Here is a 16,813-nt window from a genome sequence, read left to right as displayed (position 1 = left end):
GAGCTCAAAATGCATAATGTACAAGAAACTGAAAATTTAAAATTTGACGCTGAGGTAGGGAAAGTACTGAATATAGTGATTCATTCACTTTACACCAATAAAGACATTTTTCTGCGTGAATTAATATCAAATGCATCAGATGCATGTGATAAGTTGCGCTATGAATCTCAACTAAACCCTAATTTGCTAGATTTGAGTGACGAATTAAAAATCACTATCAGCTCCAATAAAGATAAGAACGAGCTATATATCACTGATAATGGCATTGGAATGAATAGACAGGATTTAATAGACAATCTTGGTACAATTGCAAGCTCTGGTACGCAAAAGTTCTTGGATGCGATTAAGAATAGCAAGGATTCAAGCCAAACTGTGGAGCTGATTGGGAAGTTTGGTGTTGGTTTTTACTCAAGCTTTATGGTTGCATCAGAAGTAATAGTAGAATCGAGAAAAGCTGGAGAAGAGGAGTCTTGGATCTGGCAATCCAAAGGAGATGGGGAATATTCAATCAGCAAGTCAGATAATCAAGTCCCTCGCGGAACCAAAATTACGCTCATTATGCATCCTGAAGAAAACGAGTTTTTAGATAAATTTCGTGTTGAAAATATTGTCACTACTTACTCTGATCACATAAATTTTCCTGTTGAGTTTATAGACGAAGAAGGAAAAAGTGAAAAGTTAAACAGTAAGGCTGCAATTTGGACTAAGCCAAAAAATGACGTTACTCAAGAGGAGCACAACGATTTTTTCCGCAGTGTTGCTCACGTTGGCGGGGAGCCCTGGATGATATTGCATAATAAAAATGAAGGTGCAATAGAATATACAAATTTGCTTTATGTTCCTTCTATAAAACCTTTTGATTTATTCCATCCAGATAGACGTTGCTCTGTGAAGTTATATGTAAATAAAGTATTTATCACTGAAGATAACGTACAGATTATACCACAATACTTGCGTTTTCTGAAAGGCGTGGTTGATTCACCGGACTTGCCTCTTAATATCAGCAGAGAAACGCTGCAGAATAATCGTGTTGTTGAGCAGATCAGAAAATCTCTCACTAAGCGTGTGATATCAGAGCTCGGTAAAAAAGCAAAAGAGAATTTAGAGGAATATACAAAATTCTGGACCAATTTTGGTGCAGTTTTAAAGGAAGGTCTTTGTGAAGCTATGCCAACTGATGAGAGAGAAGCACTACTCTCAATTTGCAGATTTCATAGTACTGGTGATGAGAAATTAGTCAGCATTGATGACTATATAAGCAGAATGAAGCCTGAGCAGGAACATATCTATTATCTCACCGGAAATAGCCTCGATTCAGTGAAAAACAGTCCGCAACTTGAGGGGTTCGTCAGTAAAGGGCTGGAGGTTCTTCTGTTCGTTGATCCAGTGGATGATTTCTGGACTAGTGTAATTCATGAATATAAAGATCAAAAGTTTAAGTCTGTGACTCGCGCTGATGTTGATTTGGAAAAATTCTCTTCAGAAGAAGATAAGAAAAATGAAGAAAACAAATCGAATGAAGAAAAAACTGAGGAAACTATATTGCAATATTTTACCACAGTGCTTGGAGATTCAGTAAAAAGCGTAAAAATTTCCAAAAAATTGACTGATAGTCCCGTATGCCTAGCGGTTGATGAAGGTGCTATGGATCTTCGCATGGAGCGTTTTTTGCGTGAACAAAAGCAGCTAAATTACCGCACGCCAAAGGTGCTTGAAATTAACACTAAGCATCCTGTAATAAAGAGTATAATGAAATCTTATGCTGAAAGTGGTGAAAACCCAACATTGGAGGACATGGTTCACTTATTGTTTTACCAAGCTTGCATCGTGGAAGGCGAAGAGATGGATGACGCGAGCAGCTTTGCTAAGAGACTGAATAATTTGCTTGGCAAGATTTCTGTTTAATGCTATACTTAGCTTAGCTTAGCTGCTAGTTAGGAGGTAAAACATGTTTGGTTCCAATTTTAGAGACTTTGTATCACAAGATACAACTTCACAGGGCCAATCAAATTCTGAAAGATTAATCAAAAGTTGGCATGGTTTTGAAAAACCAGATTCTGAAGATTCAGGTATTGAAGAAGAGTTTGAAGTTTTAGATAGCGAAAGTCAAGAGATACCAGCTACTCCATGTAGCACACCCCCTGAAGATCTAAGTTTAGAGAATGCAATACTTGCAAACTTTCCTGATGGTTGTGATAGGTCGTTTACTGTAGAGTTAAAAGATGAAGATTCATATGGTATCATTCCTAAAAACTTAACTTTTGCTGAGATTATAAATATCTTAAATCAAGCTATACAAGAAGATAATTGTGAAGAATTAGACAAGGTTGTACAAAATATTGAAGATTATGAAGGCAGGTCTATTACGCTGGATAATGAAAATCTCAAAGATTTCTGTTCAAATCAACTTAATTTGGAGTTACAAAACGGAAGCAACCATCAACATATATATTCAAATGTACTATCACAATATAAATTTGATCAAGAGGGTTTCAAGTATGATTATTCAGTAAAAGAATTGGTACTATTGGCAATTGCAGCTAATGACAAGCTAGTAGAGCAATATCAGGATTTTCTTTTTGCTGAAGGAAATTTAAGTCTTTTACCTCTCCTTGTTGGTGGTCAAAAATATATTGAAGCTTTTATAGAAAAATTCCATGGTACCGATGGAGTTTATGGAAGATTAAAAGATCAAACTATACAACTTGTCGAACCTAATAAGATTGGTTTTTTCTCAGTTATAGCATTAAGAAAAGAGCAAGAATTATTAAATGCAGTTTTTGTCGAATACGTTTTAAGAGATTTTGGACAGGTGTTAAAAACAAGTAATCCTGATTCTTTGTATGGTGTGCTTGAAACAGCGTCTCTGATCAAAAATGAAGAATTCATCACGATAGTGCTGGGTGCATTTGAAAGATATATTAATAAGCTAACTAAAAAAGCCTCAACAGAAGAGTTATTAAAAAAGAGTTTTGTTACTTTATTAGAAACTGCGATAAGCCAGGAACACACATCTGTCATTGAATACCTGTGCAAACGATACACTAATAGTGCAGATCATGCCATTTACGATGTATATGAACAAGCATTTGCGGATGATAAAGTTATTACAATACTAGGGCAACAAATCCTGAAAAACATAGGAGCTCGTGGCAGAAAAGAAATTTATGATTTAATTCTGAAAACTGCATTGGATGCTGGTAATATTGCATTTATCGAGCACTTGTGTGAAAAATGTGCTAAATGCAGCAATGATGTTATCGGCTATCTCAATCAAAAATTTAAAAATAACGAATTTGATAACATACACGAATCAATCCTCATTGCATTGTCTAATGTTGAATACACAAACACAGACGTTATAGTCGAGGTGCTTTTTTACACTAAAGAAATCCATCAAAACGTATCACATAATGAGCAAGTGATTAGGCCGGTCATACAGAATATACTGAAAAATGCAACACACTACTCAATAGGCCAAGAAGATTACTCCTTAGTCAAGGAAGTATGTTACTTATACACAGAAGAGGGTGCAATTAACGTAATTTTTCAAGAGGAGTGTAAGATTTTTAAATCTAGCATAGAAAAGCGCATAGAAGATCTGGAAAAGGAAAACAAATTATTGCAATCTGAAGCTTTACGTGAATATAACAGCCGTCTTCCAGGTATTGTAAATGGATTAGTTCAGACTGCTTGCATAGTGTATGATGAATACACTAAAGATCCAAAAGACAATAAACGTCAAAAGAATATTGATCTAATATTCAGTTTAATGCAAATTAGAAATATTCTGCAATTTTCTATTGATGTGCAAAAATATTCCTGTCATGAACGTCAAGATTTGTGGGATGAAATGTGCCAAACTCCTGGAACTTTTATAATACGAAAAAGAAGTAATAACGTTGCAGATGAATTAGAAATTCCAGTTATAACAAGTGACATTCTATCAGAAAATCCAGGACTTGAAAGTACTGGCAGTCAACAACCACAAGAAAATGTGGACAGACGAGAAAATATTATGAACAATGAAGAGGCTTCAATAGAAGAAGCTATAGATAATGATTATAGGGGGGGTAAAATGTCTAGAGATAAAAAAAGTACAAAGCAGAAAATGTCTAGAAATAAAAACAGCACAGAGCAGAAATTGTTGAATGCTATCTACATTCCTAAGACGATGGAGAGTTACTTAAAAAGGAATAATATAAAAGATGAACCTATTTTGAAGAGTATCATAGACAAAGTAAATGCTGAAATTCAAAAGAAGAAGGAGGAGGAGAAGAACATTATCAATCCAGGTCCTACTAAGAAGCAAAGATGCATTGATCAGAGAAACACACTCTTAAAAACTAGAGATTTTCTTGAAAAAAAGATCAAAAGCATTGGAACTGATGCTAAGGCTGCTGTATCATCAGTAACTGATGTTAGCGCTACTACAAGTAGTCACGAAGCTCCTGTTAATATTGATGATGAGAAAAAACAAGCTCATGCTCAACCTGCTGAACATGTACCAGAAGAAAGTGCAAAACTTAAGGCACAGCCTTCTAATACTCAAGAGCAACAAGAAGTTTCTGAGACTCCAGTTCCAGAACAAACGGATGATATTGAAAGTTTAAGTACACAGGACGCTCTTGTTCCTCAAAGTAAAAGTGCTACCGTGTTATCAGTTGATAGCGATGAGGAAAAACAAGCTTCTCTAAGTGATGAAGTTTTTTATGATGCAGAAGAATCTATGTTAGGTACAACAAATAGTAAGGATGGTTCTACGCTTGAAGGTGATAGTGATAAACAAGAGCCACAACCAAAATCAGTGCCAACACCTTTAGTAGCTAAAGAAAATTCTGGACAAGTGAATAATGTTCAAAGTAATGGTAGACAGTCTGATAATCAAAACAATAAAGATATACAAGATGTTAGCGCTACTATAAGTGATCAGGTAACTCCTGTGGGTAGTGATACTGAAAACAATAAAGTGGAAAAAAGTGGTGTGAGTTTACAAAGCAGCGGCTATGTGGACAATAGCACAGTATTATCCTTTGTGGATAGAGAGCGTGTTATTCATGTTGATGCGCAGGTTTCAGGGGATGTGAGTTGTCTGGTTGAAACTATTAGTGAAGATATTGATGAAGTTGCAAGTAATCAAAATGGTGTACTTTTGCTGGAAGCTCAACCTATGGTACAGAGTTATGATTCAAGTGAAAAAGGTAATACTAATTTGCAAAGTGCAGGTGATAGTAGTGTAGGTGTAGTGTCAAAGAATGGTAGTGATCAACTACCTGCCGATAATCTAGAGCAGAATAGCAAAGGGGTGGATGATAGTAGTGTATCTGTGCAGTCTATAGGTATGGTGATAAGTCAATCTAATAGTGCTTCCACTATAACTCTGGATGATCACAAGCCTCTCATGAAAGATATAGAAAATGATAATGATCCAAGTGAAGAAGATAATGATTCTCCACAGAATATCAAAAAAAGCACATTGTCTACTATAGTTGTTTCAACACTAGTCGTGGCTGCAGTAGCTTCGATAGCTATCTCTGTTTACTTAGAAATGTTAGCAGTGGGGATAGCAGTTGGAGCTTGTTGTCTTATTGTAGCTATAGTTACCTACTGCTATAGGCCTAAAACCTTAATTGAAAACGATAAGGTCGAAAGGGTTAATGATGATATGCAAAAAATTACACCTTGCTGTAGCTGACGATGAATAAATATAGTAGTCTATCGTTTAATAATTTATTATAATTGTATTAATTATTAGTGAATAAAAACTTGGTAAACTACGAAGAAATATTCTTAAACAAAATCAAAGATATAAAAGATGAGGGGCGCTACCGTGAATTTACGCACTTTGCGTCATTGCCAGGTAGGCTCCCCCACATTATGGACTATGAAAGAAATAGGGAAGTAATCGTCTGGTGCAGTAATAATTATCTGGGAATGTCGCAGAACGAGAAAGTTATTGCTGCTATTCAAAATTCATCAATTGGTGCGGGGGGAACAAGAAATATATCTGGTACAACAAAAGAGGTTGTCGAACTGGAAAAATCCTTAGCTTGTTTGCATAAAAAAGAGGCTGCTTTAACTTTTGCTTGTGGCTACCTCGCTAACCAGACAACACTTAGCACTTTATCGTCTGTTATTCCTGGCGTAGTAATTTTTTCAGACGAGAAGAACCATTCTTCGATGATAGAAGGCATAAAATCAGGAAAAAGGCCAAAACATATATTTAGACATAATGATGTTGATCGCTTAGAGCAGTTGTTAAAGTCCGTAGACACAAAAACACCAAAGATAATAGCACTTGAATCCGTATATTCAATGGATGGCGATATAGCGCCGCTTAAAGCAATATGCGATCTTGCAGATCAACATAATGCAATTACCTATTTGGATGAGGTGCACGCAGTTGGCATGTATGGTTCACATGGTGGCGGAATTGCAGAAAGAGAAGGCCTGATGGATAGAATAACCGTTATTCAAGGTACACTATCAAAGGCTTTTGGAGTGATGGGTGGGTATATAGCGTCTTCAAAGAGCTTGGTAGATGTAATAAGAAGTTCCGCTCCAGGATTTATTTTTACCACTGCTATGTCGCCTGTTTTAGCAGCGGCAGCAAAGGCAAGCGTTGAACACCTAAAATCAAGCAACATTGAAAGGGAAAAGCAAAAGCAAGTCGTTGAAAAAGTAAAAAACTCACTGAGAAATGCAGGAATTAACTTCATTTTAACAGAAACTCATATAATTCCAATAATAATTGGCGACCCAGAGTTATCCAAAAAAGCATCAAAATTATTATTTGATGAGTATGGAATATACGTTCAACATATAAATTACCCGACAGTTCCAAGAGGAACTGAGCGTTTCCGTATTACCCCTACACCTTATCATACAGATGAAATGATAGAGCATTTAACAGAATCTCTTGTAAAAGTTTTTGAGAAGTTGTCTATCTCTTTAGCCTGTTTATGCTATAGCTAGTACAGCCCTACGTCATACCGCGATTTATTCGCGGTATTTCAGCATGGATTCCGCTAACAAGTAGCGGAATGACGAGTTTTACGCTTATCAAATTGTAGGTAAACATAAATTACTTTAGCTATAGTTTTATATCTCCAGCAATAATCAATCCGTTGTCTTCTGTTAGCCTTCCACCGCTTTCTTGCAGAAAAAGTCTACCGAGCAAGGTTTTATATTTGTTAACTCCAGAATAAACTGTTCCTCTGTGCCTTCCTGCCGCAAGGTATGCAAAGCCTAAAATTGTTGAACCGATGGAGCGTACACTACTATTGCCAGGCAGCAATTTATTTAACAAATTACCACTTACATCTATTAGACCCCCTTCACGTCTTTTCACCCGCATTTTTATATGACGAGATCTAAAATCCTCAAGAAAAGCACCTTTCTTTTCTTCTGCCCAAAAAGTTTCTCTAAGAGCCGGAGCATCAATTACAGCTGCCACAACTTTATTTTTATGAATGAGACAGACTGATACTGCAAAATAAACCATGCAACTAGAAAAATTCTCCCTGCCCTCTATAGGCATAATAAACCAGGTATAAGTGTCATCTTTTACTTCTTGATCAGTATCATCTTCAAAAATAAAATCATAGTCTCGTTTGTAATCGTGCAAGCAATCGTATATGGTTTGCTTGGATTTTGAATAAGTTTTATTGATAAAGTCTGCTGATTTAACATTAGAGATTTGTAATTCATTAAAATCGCGCATAAGCTGCCTGGAAGCACTACGCACAGAATCAAGCATCACATTAATTCGTGGTGATGAGATGGACATTCTTCTTTTTACTCTTTCACTCTTTCATAATAGCTGTCATCTGGAGTATATACTACAATTTTATCCTCTTCTTTTATAAACTGAGGCACGTTAACGCGCATTCCGTTTTCCAAAATTGCAGGCTTATAAGAAGCAGTAGCAGTTTGTCCTTTAATAACAGACTCTGTTTCTTTCACAGCAAGTGTAACATAATCAGGCACATGCGCAGAAATTATTTTGTCTTGATAAGCTACAACTTTAATTTTCATGTTATCCTGTAGATAAATCTTTTTTTCTCCCAATAAATCCAAATTTATAGTGATTTGCTCGTAATTACTTGGATGCATAAGATTTACAATGTTTCCTTCAGTGAAAAGGTAAACATACTCCTCTTCATCTAAAATTGCCCTTCTGATTGTTGCATCAGAGCGAAATCTTTCATAGTGTTTTGCTCCGGTCTTGATATTTTTCATTTCAGCTTGTATGTATGCACCACCTTTACCAGGTTGAGTATGCATAATACCTACAACCAAAAATAATCCGCCGTTATGTTCCAACACCTGACCTGGTCTGATATCGTTAGCTCTTTCTGCCATAATTACATTTTCAGTTTGATCTTACAATTATAAATAGCTTTATATAAATATCAAAGTCTTTATTAGTCAATAAATTCTGGCATATTTAATACTATATACTTCCCCTTTATATTTATATGTGAAAATATCTCTTTAGTGAAAGATAGCATAATACGTTTTTTTGTGCTGATAACTAAAATTTCTAATATATCCCCTGAGCCGAAATTATACACAGATTTTACATAGCCATATAATTCATTACTTTTCAGCCTTACTTCCATATCTACAAGGTCACTTTGATAAAATTCATCCTCATCATTTAGCTCTGGTAACTTGCTTCTTTCTATATATAGCTTCTTATTCCTTAAAAGCTCTGCTTCATTACGGGAATTTACTCCGCTCATTGTAGCTATTACTAAATTATCACCTATGACAGATACTGAGTCTATTTTATAATTCTCATCACCATTTATTAGCTCACCATATAAGGATATATTTTCAGGTTTTTCGGTAAAAGTTTTTAATTTAACAGCTCCTTTAATTCCGTGAGGAGAGGTAATAATTCCTAAGCATACCAGATTGTCGTTCATATTAATATCAAGCATCTAATCAGAAGATTTCTCAGATAAATATTGAGCCAGAATCTCAATTCCTTCATCAATCTCTTTTTCAGTGATAATTAGTGGAGGTAAAATTCTCACAACGTTATCTGATGTTACTCCAACAGTGAGTAAACCACGATGACTTAACTCTTCTGCAAACTTTTGATTGTCTGCTTTCACTTTTATTCCAAGCATTAACCCTTTCCCTCTCACTTCTTCTATTATTGAAAATTTACTTGCTAAGTTTTCTAGTTTATTTTTTAAGTATTTACCTCTAATTTCAACATTTTTCAAAAAGCCGGGGCTGAGCAATTCTTCGAGCACAGCATTACCTACTGAGGTTGCAAGCGGATTGCCACCAAAAGTGGAACCGTGCATACCAACTGCCATATATTTAGCAGCCTTTTCAGTTGCAAGACAAGCCCCCAGCGGAAACCCCCCGCCTATTCCCTTTGCAAGAGCACATATATCAGGTTCCACTCCTATATGTTCGTATGCGAATAATTTTCCTGTCCTACCAGCACCGCATTGTACGCAATCAAAAAATAACAATATGTCATTTTCATCACACAGCCTTCTTAGTTCTTTCATAAAGACTTCATTCATTACTTTGATACCACCTTGCCCTTGTATTGGTTCTATTAATATAACGCCTATACCACTTGAAATTGCTTTCTTTACGCTCTCAATATTGGGCTCGATGTTATCACACCAATCAATGTAGGGATTTAGTAATTCAGAAAATTTCTGTTTATCGTTTGTAGCACAAGTTAAAAAGGTTCTTCCATGAAATGCACCATGAAATGTTAAAATTCTGTGACGATTTTTATTGCCTTTTCCATTTTGATAGATCCTAGCAATCTTAAGTCCACATTCTACTGCCTCTGATCCAGAATTTGAGAAAAATACAGTGTCAGCGAAACTATTGTTTATTAATTTTTCTGCAAAATTATTGGCAGCAGGTATATTATAGGTATTTGATATATGCCATAATTTTTCTCCTTGCAATTTAAGAGCACTAATTAATCTTGAATTGGTGTGACCTAAGCTACTAACGGCTATTCCGGAGTGAAAATCTACGTAGCGCTCACCATCAACATCATATAGGTAGATACCTTTGCCATGAGAAAAATTTATATTAACAGGAGAATAAACTGGCAAAATAGGAGAAATTGTCATAAAATATTATATGCTAAATTTTATTATTAATAACATAAAAGCCGTTGTTTCGCAATGAGTAAGGATATGTATAAGATAGGTAAATTAATGTTTTCTGCACTGGGGAAAAACAAATACACAAAAGTTATCGCATTATTCTCATCAATTTTTATGATTTTATTCAGTGTGATATATTGTAATTATTTACTAAGGAGTAATTTCCTTTCTTCTTACCGTGATTCAAGTGTAAACTTAAAAAGCGTACTGGAAAATGGCATAATAAAAAAATACCATTATTTACTAATAGAAAAGCATCACATTAAATACAAAAATTTTGACTACATAAACCAACTAGTAAAACTACGTGCTGAATTATTACAATCAGTGAGCAAAGTAAAGGATTTCAGCTTAATACTGTATGATCAAAACGGCAGAATAATATTCAGTAATTTTAACACTCAAGATTATGATTATGAACAGTTACTTACAAACGATGAAATTGATAAACTATTAAGTAACCAAGAAATATTTTATACTACAGGAAATACATTAACTTCTATTTTCCCTATATTCCATGAAAATAGCGTTAAACCGTCGTTTTTTTTGAAGATTCTTCGAAACTACAATAATTCTTATGTTATAGCATATGGCCTGTTTTTAACATTTTTGGGCCTATTATTAATAATCTTAATATTAATAATGTTCTATTTGCACTTTTCTAATACCCAAATGCTAGCCAAGCAACATAAAACTAACATTGAATTACAGCAGATAAAAGAGACATTAGAGCAAGAAAATGCAAACAAGCTAAAGTTTTTTGCAAGCGTTACACATGAATTACGCACACCTCTTAATGCTATTATTGGATTTGCGGAGTTGATCAAAAATAAAACTTTAGGTTCAATGGATAATTCTCAATACAAGGAGTATGCAGACGATATATATAATGCAGGAACACACTTACTTACCTTAATTAATGATGTGCTCGATTTTTCTAAAGCTGAATCAAGTAGTTTAACAGTAGAAAAAGTGAAGTTTAAACTGAACAAAATAATGGATTCATGCGTAAATATGCTATTACCTAAATTAAAAGAAGCCGGGATTAATTTAAAAAAAGAGATGACTAGTAAACAATTATTAGTCATTGCAGATCCCAAGAGAATGAAACAAGTTATAATAAATTTATTATCAAACTCAATCAAGTTTACTCCCAAAGATGGTTTAATAAGAATGGTGATAAAAGAAAATATAGAAAAAAACTTATTAACTATTGAGTTTCATGACAATGGAATAGGAATAATGCAGCAGGACATATATAAAGTTATGTCTGTTTTTGGCCAAGCAGATTCGGGGTATAGAAACGAAGGTACGGGCATCGGATTGCCGCTAAGCAAGAAATTAGTAGAGTTAATGGGTGGAACTTTTGACATTAAAAGTGAAGCAAAACTTGGTACTACGATAACATTGAACTTCTTTTATGAAGAACAAACATGTGAAGATTCGATTGATTTTTAATAGGATCTATTTGATATGGCCTTACATCAGACGAAAACCACACTTTATCAAAAGCGGCAAGCCGAGAAGGTAGGCAGAAATTCATCAATAAGCCCCCATCAAGAATCTTATCTGTTAGCTATATATAAAATTTGATACTCTGACTACAATATACTACTATAGATAGAAGTGTTATTAATGGAGCAAGGTATGGAATTAGCAGTAGGAAATAATGCACCCGATTTTAGCTTACTAACAGATTCTGGTGAAAATTTATCACTGAGTGAATTTTTTGATAAAAAAAATGTAGTTCTTTATTTTTATCCTAAAGACGATACTCCGGGTTGTACAATGGAGGCAAAAGGCTTTAGAGATAAAATAGATGATTTTTCTTTCCTTGACACAGTGATAATTGGTGTATCAAAAGATAGTGTTAGATGTCACACTAACTTCAAAGCAAAATATTCTCTGCCGTTTTCTTTAGTTTCTGATGAGAATGCTGAAATGTTGGGAAAATATGGTGTTTGGGTAGAGAAAAGTATGTTTGGCAAAAAGTATATGGGAATAGAACGCACTACTTTTTTAATAGATAAAAAAGGTAAAATAGTGAAGATCTGGAAAAATGTAAAAGTTAGTGGACATGTTGATGAGGTTCTGGAAGAAGTAAAGAGAATATAAACTAAAGAATAGGTTAATGGCTACCCATTGCTACATAAAAAAGCTGAAATTACATAATTTTCGTAGCCACTCAAACTTTGAACTGGATTCAGATGATAGCTCAGTTGTAATAACTGGCAAAAACGGTATTGGTAAAACTAATATACTTGAAGCAATCTCGTTGCTTGCTAAAAGCAATGGAATGAAAAAAGCAAAAGCCAGTGAGATACAAAATAGATTCAGTAATGAAGATTGGGCAGTGCACTATGATTTTTTTAATGGAATGGATTTTAATTCAATTGGTATCGCAAAGAGTTTTGATAAGAAACTAATACAAATTGATGGAAAAACGCAATCAAGTTATTCATCTCTGTATAAGATATCCAATGTAATATGGCTGATTCCACAAATGGACTATGTTCTTCTTAATTCTCCAAGTGACAGATTAAAATTTTTAGACCGTATAGTCTCACTGTTTGAGGAAAATTACACTTGCTGCTACATGAAACACAGAAAAGCTAAACGTGAGCGAAGTAAACTGTTGAGAGAGAACACCTTGGACGAAAATTGGCTCTCTAGTCTTGAAAACATAATGGCCGTTAATGCAGTTAGTATTTTACGTATGCGATCGTCTGTTTTAAAGACACTACAAGACACAATTGATAACCATTCCAGTGAGTTTTTTCCGAAGGCAAGTTTGAAATTCAGCAGCCAGCTAACTTTGGACGATACTGCAGAATATTTTCAGAATCGTCTAAAGGAAAACAGAGAAAAAGATTCATTGACTGGTAGAGTAACCTTTGGTGTGCATAACGATAATTTTCGGGTTTTTTGTCAAAAAAGAAACGTACCAATAAATCTGTGCTCCACTGGAGAACAAAAGTTATTACTGCTTTCTATTATTTTATCCAGTGTAAAAGCAAGGTGTATTCATTACAATAAGGCACCACTTCTTCTGCTTGACGATATAATGTCTCATCTGGATAAACATTACAGAAAGGCGTTAATAGAGGAAATGTTAAGTATTCAATGTCAAACTTGGATAACTGATGTAAATCAAGATAATTTTAATAACTATCTTTATTCTTTCAAGTTTTTTGAATTATCAAATGAATTAAATGCAAAACTTCCTTGACAAACCTCGCCAGCCCCCTTATCATGATACTGAAGGTATTCAGTTATCTTCATCTGTGCAGATTAAACAGCAAGAAAACAACGTAGTTGGCGTCTTATTTTTAATTTTTTACACTATGTGCACCTTATGTCTTCACAACATTTCTGGGTTTTTACCTATATAAGCTGAAACGCGCTTATAAGTCGTTTAAGACAGTATAGTACGCCGATTTTGCAGGATTAGAGAGTGACAACTAGCTAACACGGGGTTTCTTTTGCATTTTTTTCTGCTTAGTAAATTTCTTAAACATTCAAACTAAGGTGAGTTGCATTCAAAAGCAGCTAAATTGCAGTGTTTAAGACTTAAAAAACGCCAATACTGAAAATAGACAATGACCAGGGCTTCTTTTGCCTTTTTTTTCATTTGGTAAATTTCTTAATATTCATAGCTAAACGACAACCGTTATTCCGCTACTTGTTAGCGGCTGAGATACCGCGAATGAATCGCGGTATGACGGTTCGCGGTGACATGACGATAAGCCTTGTCATTCTAGCGCGTGGCGCTGGAATCCAGACTTTAACTGATATGATTACAGAAAGAGAATTTATTAGGTATTCATAGACACTGAAAGTGGTCAGCTTGACCACTTTCAAGTAAAGAAAACTACGTTTATGCCTCCAATAATTTCTATGGATGATTCTTTACTGCACCGTCTTCACAAATCACACCTCCTGGTGTTATTTTTGAAACGACTACAGGAGCGCCAAAAAACACAGCAGTAAATGCACCGAGTGCAAAAAGCGCTGGCCACGGCATTCTGCCGAATATTGCAAGCAACGCTGCACCAATTATCACTATTGTGATCATTGGGCCACCTATGCCGTGAGTATAGCCTATTATCTTGCATATCACCGATGATGTTGTATCATTTGTATCAACAAAAGTAGTAGGAGGAGCATTTGCATCAAATGCAAAGGAGAGAATTAATGCCACAAGTAGAAGAAAATTTTTCATTATGCCTCCGATAATTTCTATTTAATGCTGAATTATCTACCATTTTGATTAAATTTAAGTAAATGGTGAGGATTTTTTTGCTTAAAAGTATCCTTTATTTCATTTAGAATACTTTTCTTGGTTCGTTTATATTACAGTGCTACAGAAATTTTACAGCATCGTTTATTGTCTTTATCGTGCTTTGATTGACACAATTTATAATGATGGAGTGGAGCATGCAGGGTATTTATCATTTTTAATTCTGTTATCAATATTTCCTTTTCTCATCGTTTTAATGGCTGTGGCGTCAACATTCGCAAATTTTTTAGACCAGTACAACATTGGCTGGGTATTTATCATTGATAACATGCCACAGGATATTTTATCATCTTTGATGCCGCGTATTAGGGAGATAATATCAGGCCCGCCGCAAAGCTTACTAACTTTAGCAATTGTAGGTGCTGTTTGGACCGCTTCATCGACAATTGAAGGGCTTAGAACAATACTCAATAAGGCCTATAAAGTTCCGGTTTCGCCGCCTTATATATTAAGAAGAGTACTAAGTATATTACAATTTTTAGTAATCACGCTTATTATAACTCTAACTATAGTGTTTTCTACACTAGTACCAATGCTAATTGATTTTTCCTATCAGGGGCTAAGTTATACTAGGTATTTACTTATTGAATTTGTACTTTTCACAGTAGTCTCTTGGCTATATTTTATGTTACCAAACATAAAACAAAATTTATCAGACGTATTTCCTGGATCTTGTGTAGCTGTTATTCTTTGGACGATTTCTGCTTCAGCTTTTAAGCAATATTTAAAAGCTTCCTTTGACCAACTGGATTTGATATATGGAAGTTTAGGTGGTATGGTCGTGTCATTACTATTTTTTTATATGCTAAGTTTGATTTTTATATATGGAGCAAAATTCAATTTTCAGCTAAAATATTTCAATGGATCTCGCTAAGGAGAAAGAAATGGGTAAGTTAGAAGGTAAAGTAGCTTTAATCACCGGAGCTTCAGGTGGAGTAGGCTCTGCTGTTGCAAAAAGGTTTATAAGAGAAGGTGCATGTGTGATTCTGATTTCAAGATCTCTTGATAATCTCAAGCCACTATATAATGAAATTGAAGAGCTTGAAGAATTTAAAGAAGGCTCTGTGAAACTAATTCAGCTTGATCTTTTAGACTTTGAGAATGTAAAGATACTGACAAACATGATAGAAAGCCTGAAATTATCAGAATCTGGAGCACTTGATATATTAGTTGCGTGTGCTGGAATTTTAGGCAAACTGAACCCCATTCATGACTGTGAGATTGAAGAGCTACAGAACGTAATGAATACAAATTTTACTGCCAATTGGTACTTACTAAAAAACTTAGATCCAATGCTAAAAAAGTCTAATGCTGGAAGAGCGATATTCATGACCTCAGAAGTGACACTTTCTCCTTCCTCTTATCCATATTGGATGCCGTATGCTGCAAGTAAAGTTGCACTAGAAATAATGGTGCAGATATATGCATCTGAGACAAAACATACAAAATTATGTGTAAATGCTGTATACACGGAAGGACCTGTGGGTAGTGAGCAGGCATTTCCTGGATCTGAATTGGTGTCACCTGATAAACTGACAGATAAATTTGTGGAATTAGCTTCTGAAGACTGCAGCATATCAGGAAAAATCTTACCGCTCAGCAAATCTCCCGAATAAATTACCATAGTATCTGCAAAGATACCGTTAAGCCCACAACTGTATGAACATTGTGATTTGAGAGTAATCTCCACTAGCAAGGATGTCATCCCAGTGCCTCTATGGTGTCATTCCAGTGCTTGACACTGGAATCTAGTCTTTATTATGCAGCCACTTATTTAAAGTTAAGTTTTCTGGATCCCAGATGGCTTTGTTGCATCGCTAGCTATGATGGATTAAAGATAAAAAAGGTGGAGAATATCAGTAGCTTATTATTCTGGTATTTATAACAAGAACGGTCAGTGAATACCTAAATTTGAGTAAAAGAAATTTCACTACCACTCACTAATCCGGCTAAAATTCAAGAATTTCAATGCTTTAGCTATTTTCAATAGAATTAAATTTATTAATATAAATAACAAGTTACTATTCTTAAATTTGATCAGATTGATTGCAAAAAAAACAAGATTTTCAATAAGTTGCTTATAATCCTAATTATAGTTAGCCTTTCATAAGTAGCGATGCAACAAAGCCATCCCAGACTGGGATGACACCTCTGGGCACTGCCGTCATAAAGGAACCAGTGTCAGCTACTTGAATGACATCATTTGCTGTGCAATTTACCTTCAAAAATGAATGTTTGTACAGCTGTGTGTCAAGCACTGGAATCTGCCACGCAAATTGCAATGTTCGTACAGTTATGCGTCAAGCCTAAAAGTAATTAGCTAATAGGTTTAATAAAAATTCACATATACAGG

Annotated in this window: 13 protein-coding genes; 8 read left to right on the top strand and 5 right to left on the bottom strand. The window is 34.9% G+C overall.

What is annotated here, in order from left to right; translation table 11 throughout:
• The first annotated feature begins 9 nt into the window (after positions 1 to 9).
• The 3 genes from htpG (at position 10) to hemA (ending at position 6,975) form a co-directional block, all read left to right on the top strand.
• Complete coding sequence (gene htpG / locus OPR50_RS02900; RefSeq protein WP_182309722.1) at positions 10 to 1,905, top strand: molecular chaperone HtpG; 1,896 nt, start codon at positions 10 to 12, stop codon at positions 1,903 to 1,905.
• A gap of 43 nt (positions 1,906 to 1,948) precedes the next feature.
• Positions 1,949 to 5,695 (top strand): host RNA manipulator TomO, encoded by a 3,747-nt coding sequence (locus OPR50_RS02895; protein WP_265024243.1) that lies wholly within the window; start codon positions 1,949 to 1,951, stop codon positions 5,693 to 5,695.
• A 71-nt stretch (positions 5,696 to 5,766) separates the two neighbouring features.
• Positions 5,767 to 6,975, top strand: coding sequence for a 5-aminolevulinate synthase (hemA, locus tag OPR50_RS02890; RefSeq protein WP_264339582.1), 1,209 nt, complete (start codon positions 5,767 to 5,769; stop codon positions 6,973 to 6,975).
• Between the two features lie 118 nt (positions 6,976 to 7,093).
• On the opposite strand, the gene OPR50_RS02885 is transcribed toward hemA, so the two are convergent.
• The 4 genes from OPR50_RS02885 to OPR50_RS02870 all read right to left on the bottom strand — a co-directional run bounded on the left by OPR50_RS02885 (position 7,094) and on the right by OPR50_RS02870 (position 10,124).
• On the bottom strand, positions 7,094 to 7,789 hold the full coding sequence (locus tag OPR50_RS02885; RefSeq protein ID WP_265024242.1) for an inositol monophosphatase family protein: 696 nt from the start codon (positions 7,787 to 7,789) through the stop codon (positions 7,094 to 7,096).
• A gap of 8 nt (positions 7,790 to 7,797) precedes the next feature.
• Positions 7,798 to 8,364 carry an elongation factor P gene (gene efp / locus OPR50_RS02880; RefSeq protein ID WP_012673415.1) on the bottom strand — a complete coding sequence of 189 codons (567 nt, stop codon included), beginning with the start codon at positions 8,362 to 8,364 and terminating at the stop codon, positions 7,798 to 7,800.
• Between the two features lie 62 nt (positions 8,365 to 8,426).
• Entirely contained in the window at positions 8,427 to 8,933 is a 507-nt protein-coding gene (gene rimM / locus OPR50_RS02875) for a ribosome maturation factor RimM (protein WP_182309759.1), read from the bottom strand.
• A gap of 15 nt (positions 8,934 to 8,948) precedes the next feature.
• A complete protein-coding gene (locus tag OPR50_RS02870; protein ID WP_264339213.1) occupies positions 8,949 to 10,124 on the bottom strand; it encodes an aspartate aminotransferase family protein in 1,176 nt (391 codons plus the stop codon).
• A gap of 66 nt (positions 10,125 to 10,190) precedes the next feature.
• Between OPR50_RS02870 and OPR50_RS02865 the strand changes: the two genes are divergently transcribed.
• The 3 genes from OPR50_RS02865 (at position 10,191) to recF (ending at position 13,389) form a co-directional block, all read left to right on the top strand.
• The gene (locus OPR50_RS02865; RefSeq protein ID WP_264339214.1) at positions 10,191 to 11,618 is read left to right on the top strand and encodes a sensor histidine kinase; all 1,428 of its coding nucleotides are present in this window, start codon (positions 10,191 to 10,193) and stop codon (positions 11,616 to 11,618) included.
• Positions 11,619 to 11,807: 189 nt separating this feature from the next.
• Positions 11,808 to 12,275, top strand: coding sequence for a thioredoxin-dependent thiol peroxidase (gene bcp, locus OPR50_RS02860; protein ID WP_264339215.1), 468 nt, complete (start codon positions 11,808 to 11,810; stop codon positions 12,273 to 12,275).
• Between the two features lie 16 nt (positions 12,276 to 12,291).
• Entirely contained in the window at positions 12,292 to 13,389 is a 1,098-nt protein-coding gene (gene recF, locus OPR50_RS02855) for a DNA replication/repair protein RecF (RefSeq protein WP_182309709.1), read from the top strand.
• Between the two features lie 666 nt (positions 13,390 to 14,055).
• Here recF and OPR50_RS02850 read toward each other — a convergent pair.
• A complete protein-coding gene (locus tag OPR50_RS02850) occupies positions 14,056 to 14,382 on the bottom strand; it encodes a TrbC/VirB2 family protein (RefSeq protein ID WP_265024241.1) in 327 nt (108 codons plus the stop codon).
• Between the two features lie 136 nt (positions 14,383 to 14,518).
• On the opposite strand from OPR50_RS02850, the gene OPR50_RS02845 reads away from it, so the two are divergent.
• The gene (locus OPR50_RS02845; protein WP_265024240.1) at positions 14,519 to 15,334 is read left to right on the top strand and encodes a YihY/virulence factor BrkB family protein; all 816 of its coding nucleotides are present in this window, start codon (positions 14,519 to 14,521) and stop codon (positions 15,332 to 15,334) included.
• Positions 15,321 to 16,076, top strand: coding sequence for an SDR family oxidoreductase (locus OPR50_RS02840; RefSeq protein WP_012673418.1), 756 nt, complete (start codon positions 15,321 to 15,323; stop codon positions 16,074 to 16,076). Before OPR50_RS02845 ends, OPR50_RS02840 begins: the two co-directional genes overlap by 14 nt.
• Positions 16,077 to 16,813 lie beyond the last annotated feature (737 nt).

This window comes from Wolbachia endosymbiont (group A) of Epagoge grotiana, assembly GCF_947251775.1.
GTDB classification, from domain to species: domain Bacteria; phylum Pseudomonadota; class Alphaproteobacteria; order Rickettsiales; family Anaplasmataceae; genus Wolbachia; species Wolbachia pipientis.
This window is presented reverse-complemented; position numbering and strand designations above follow the sequence as displayed.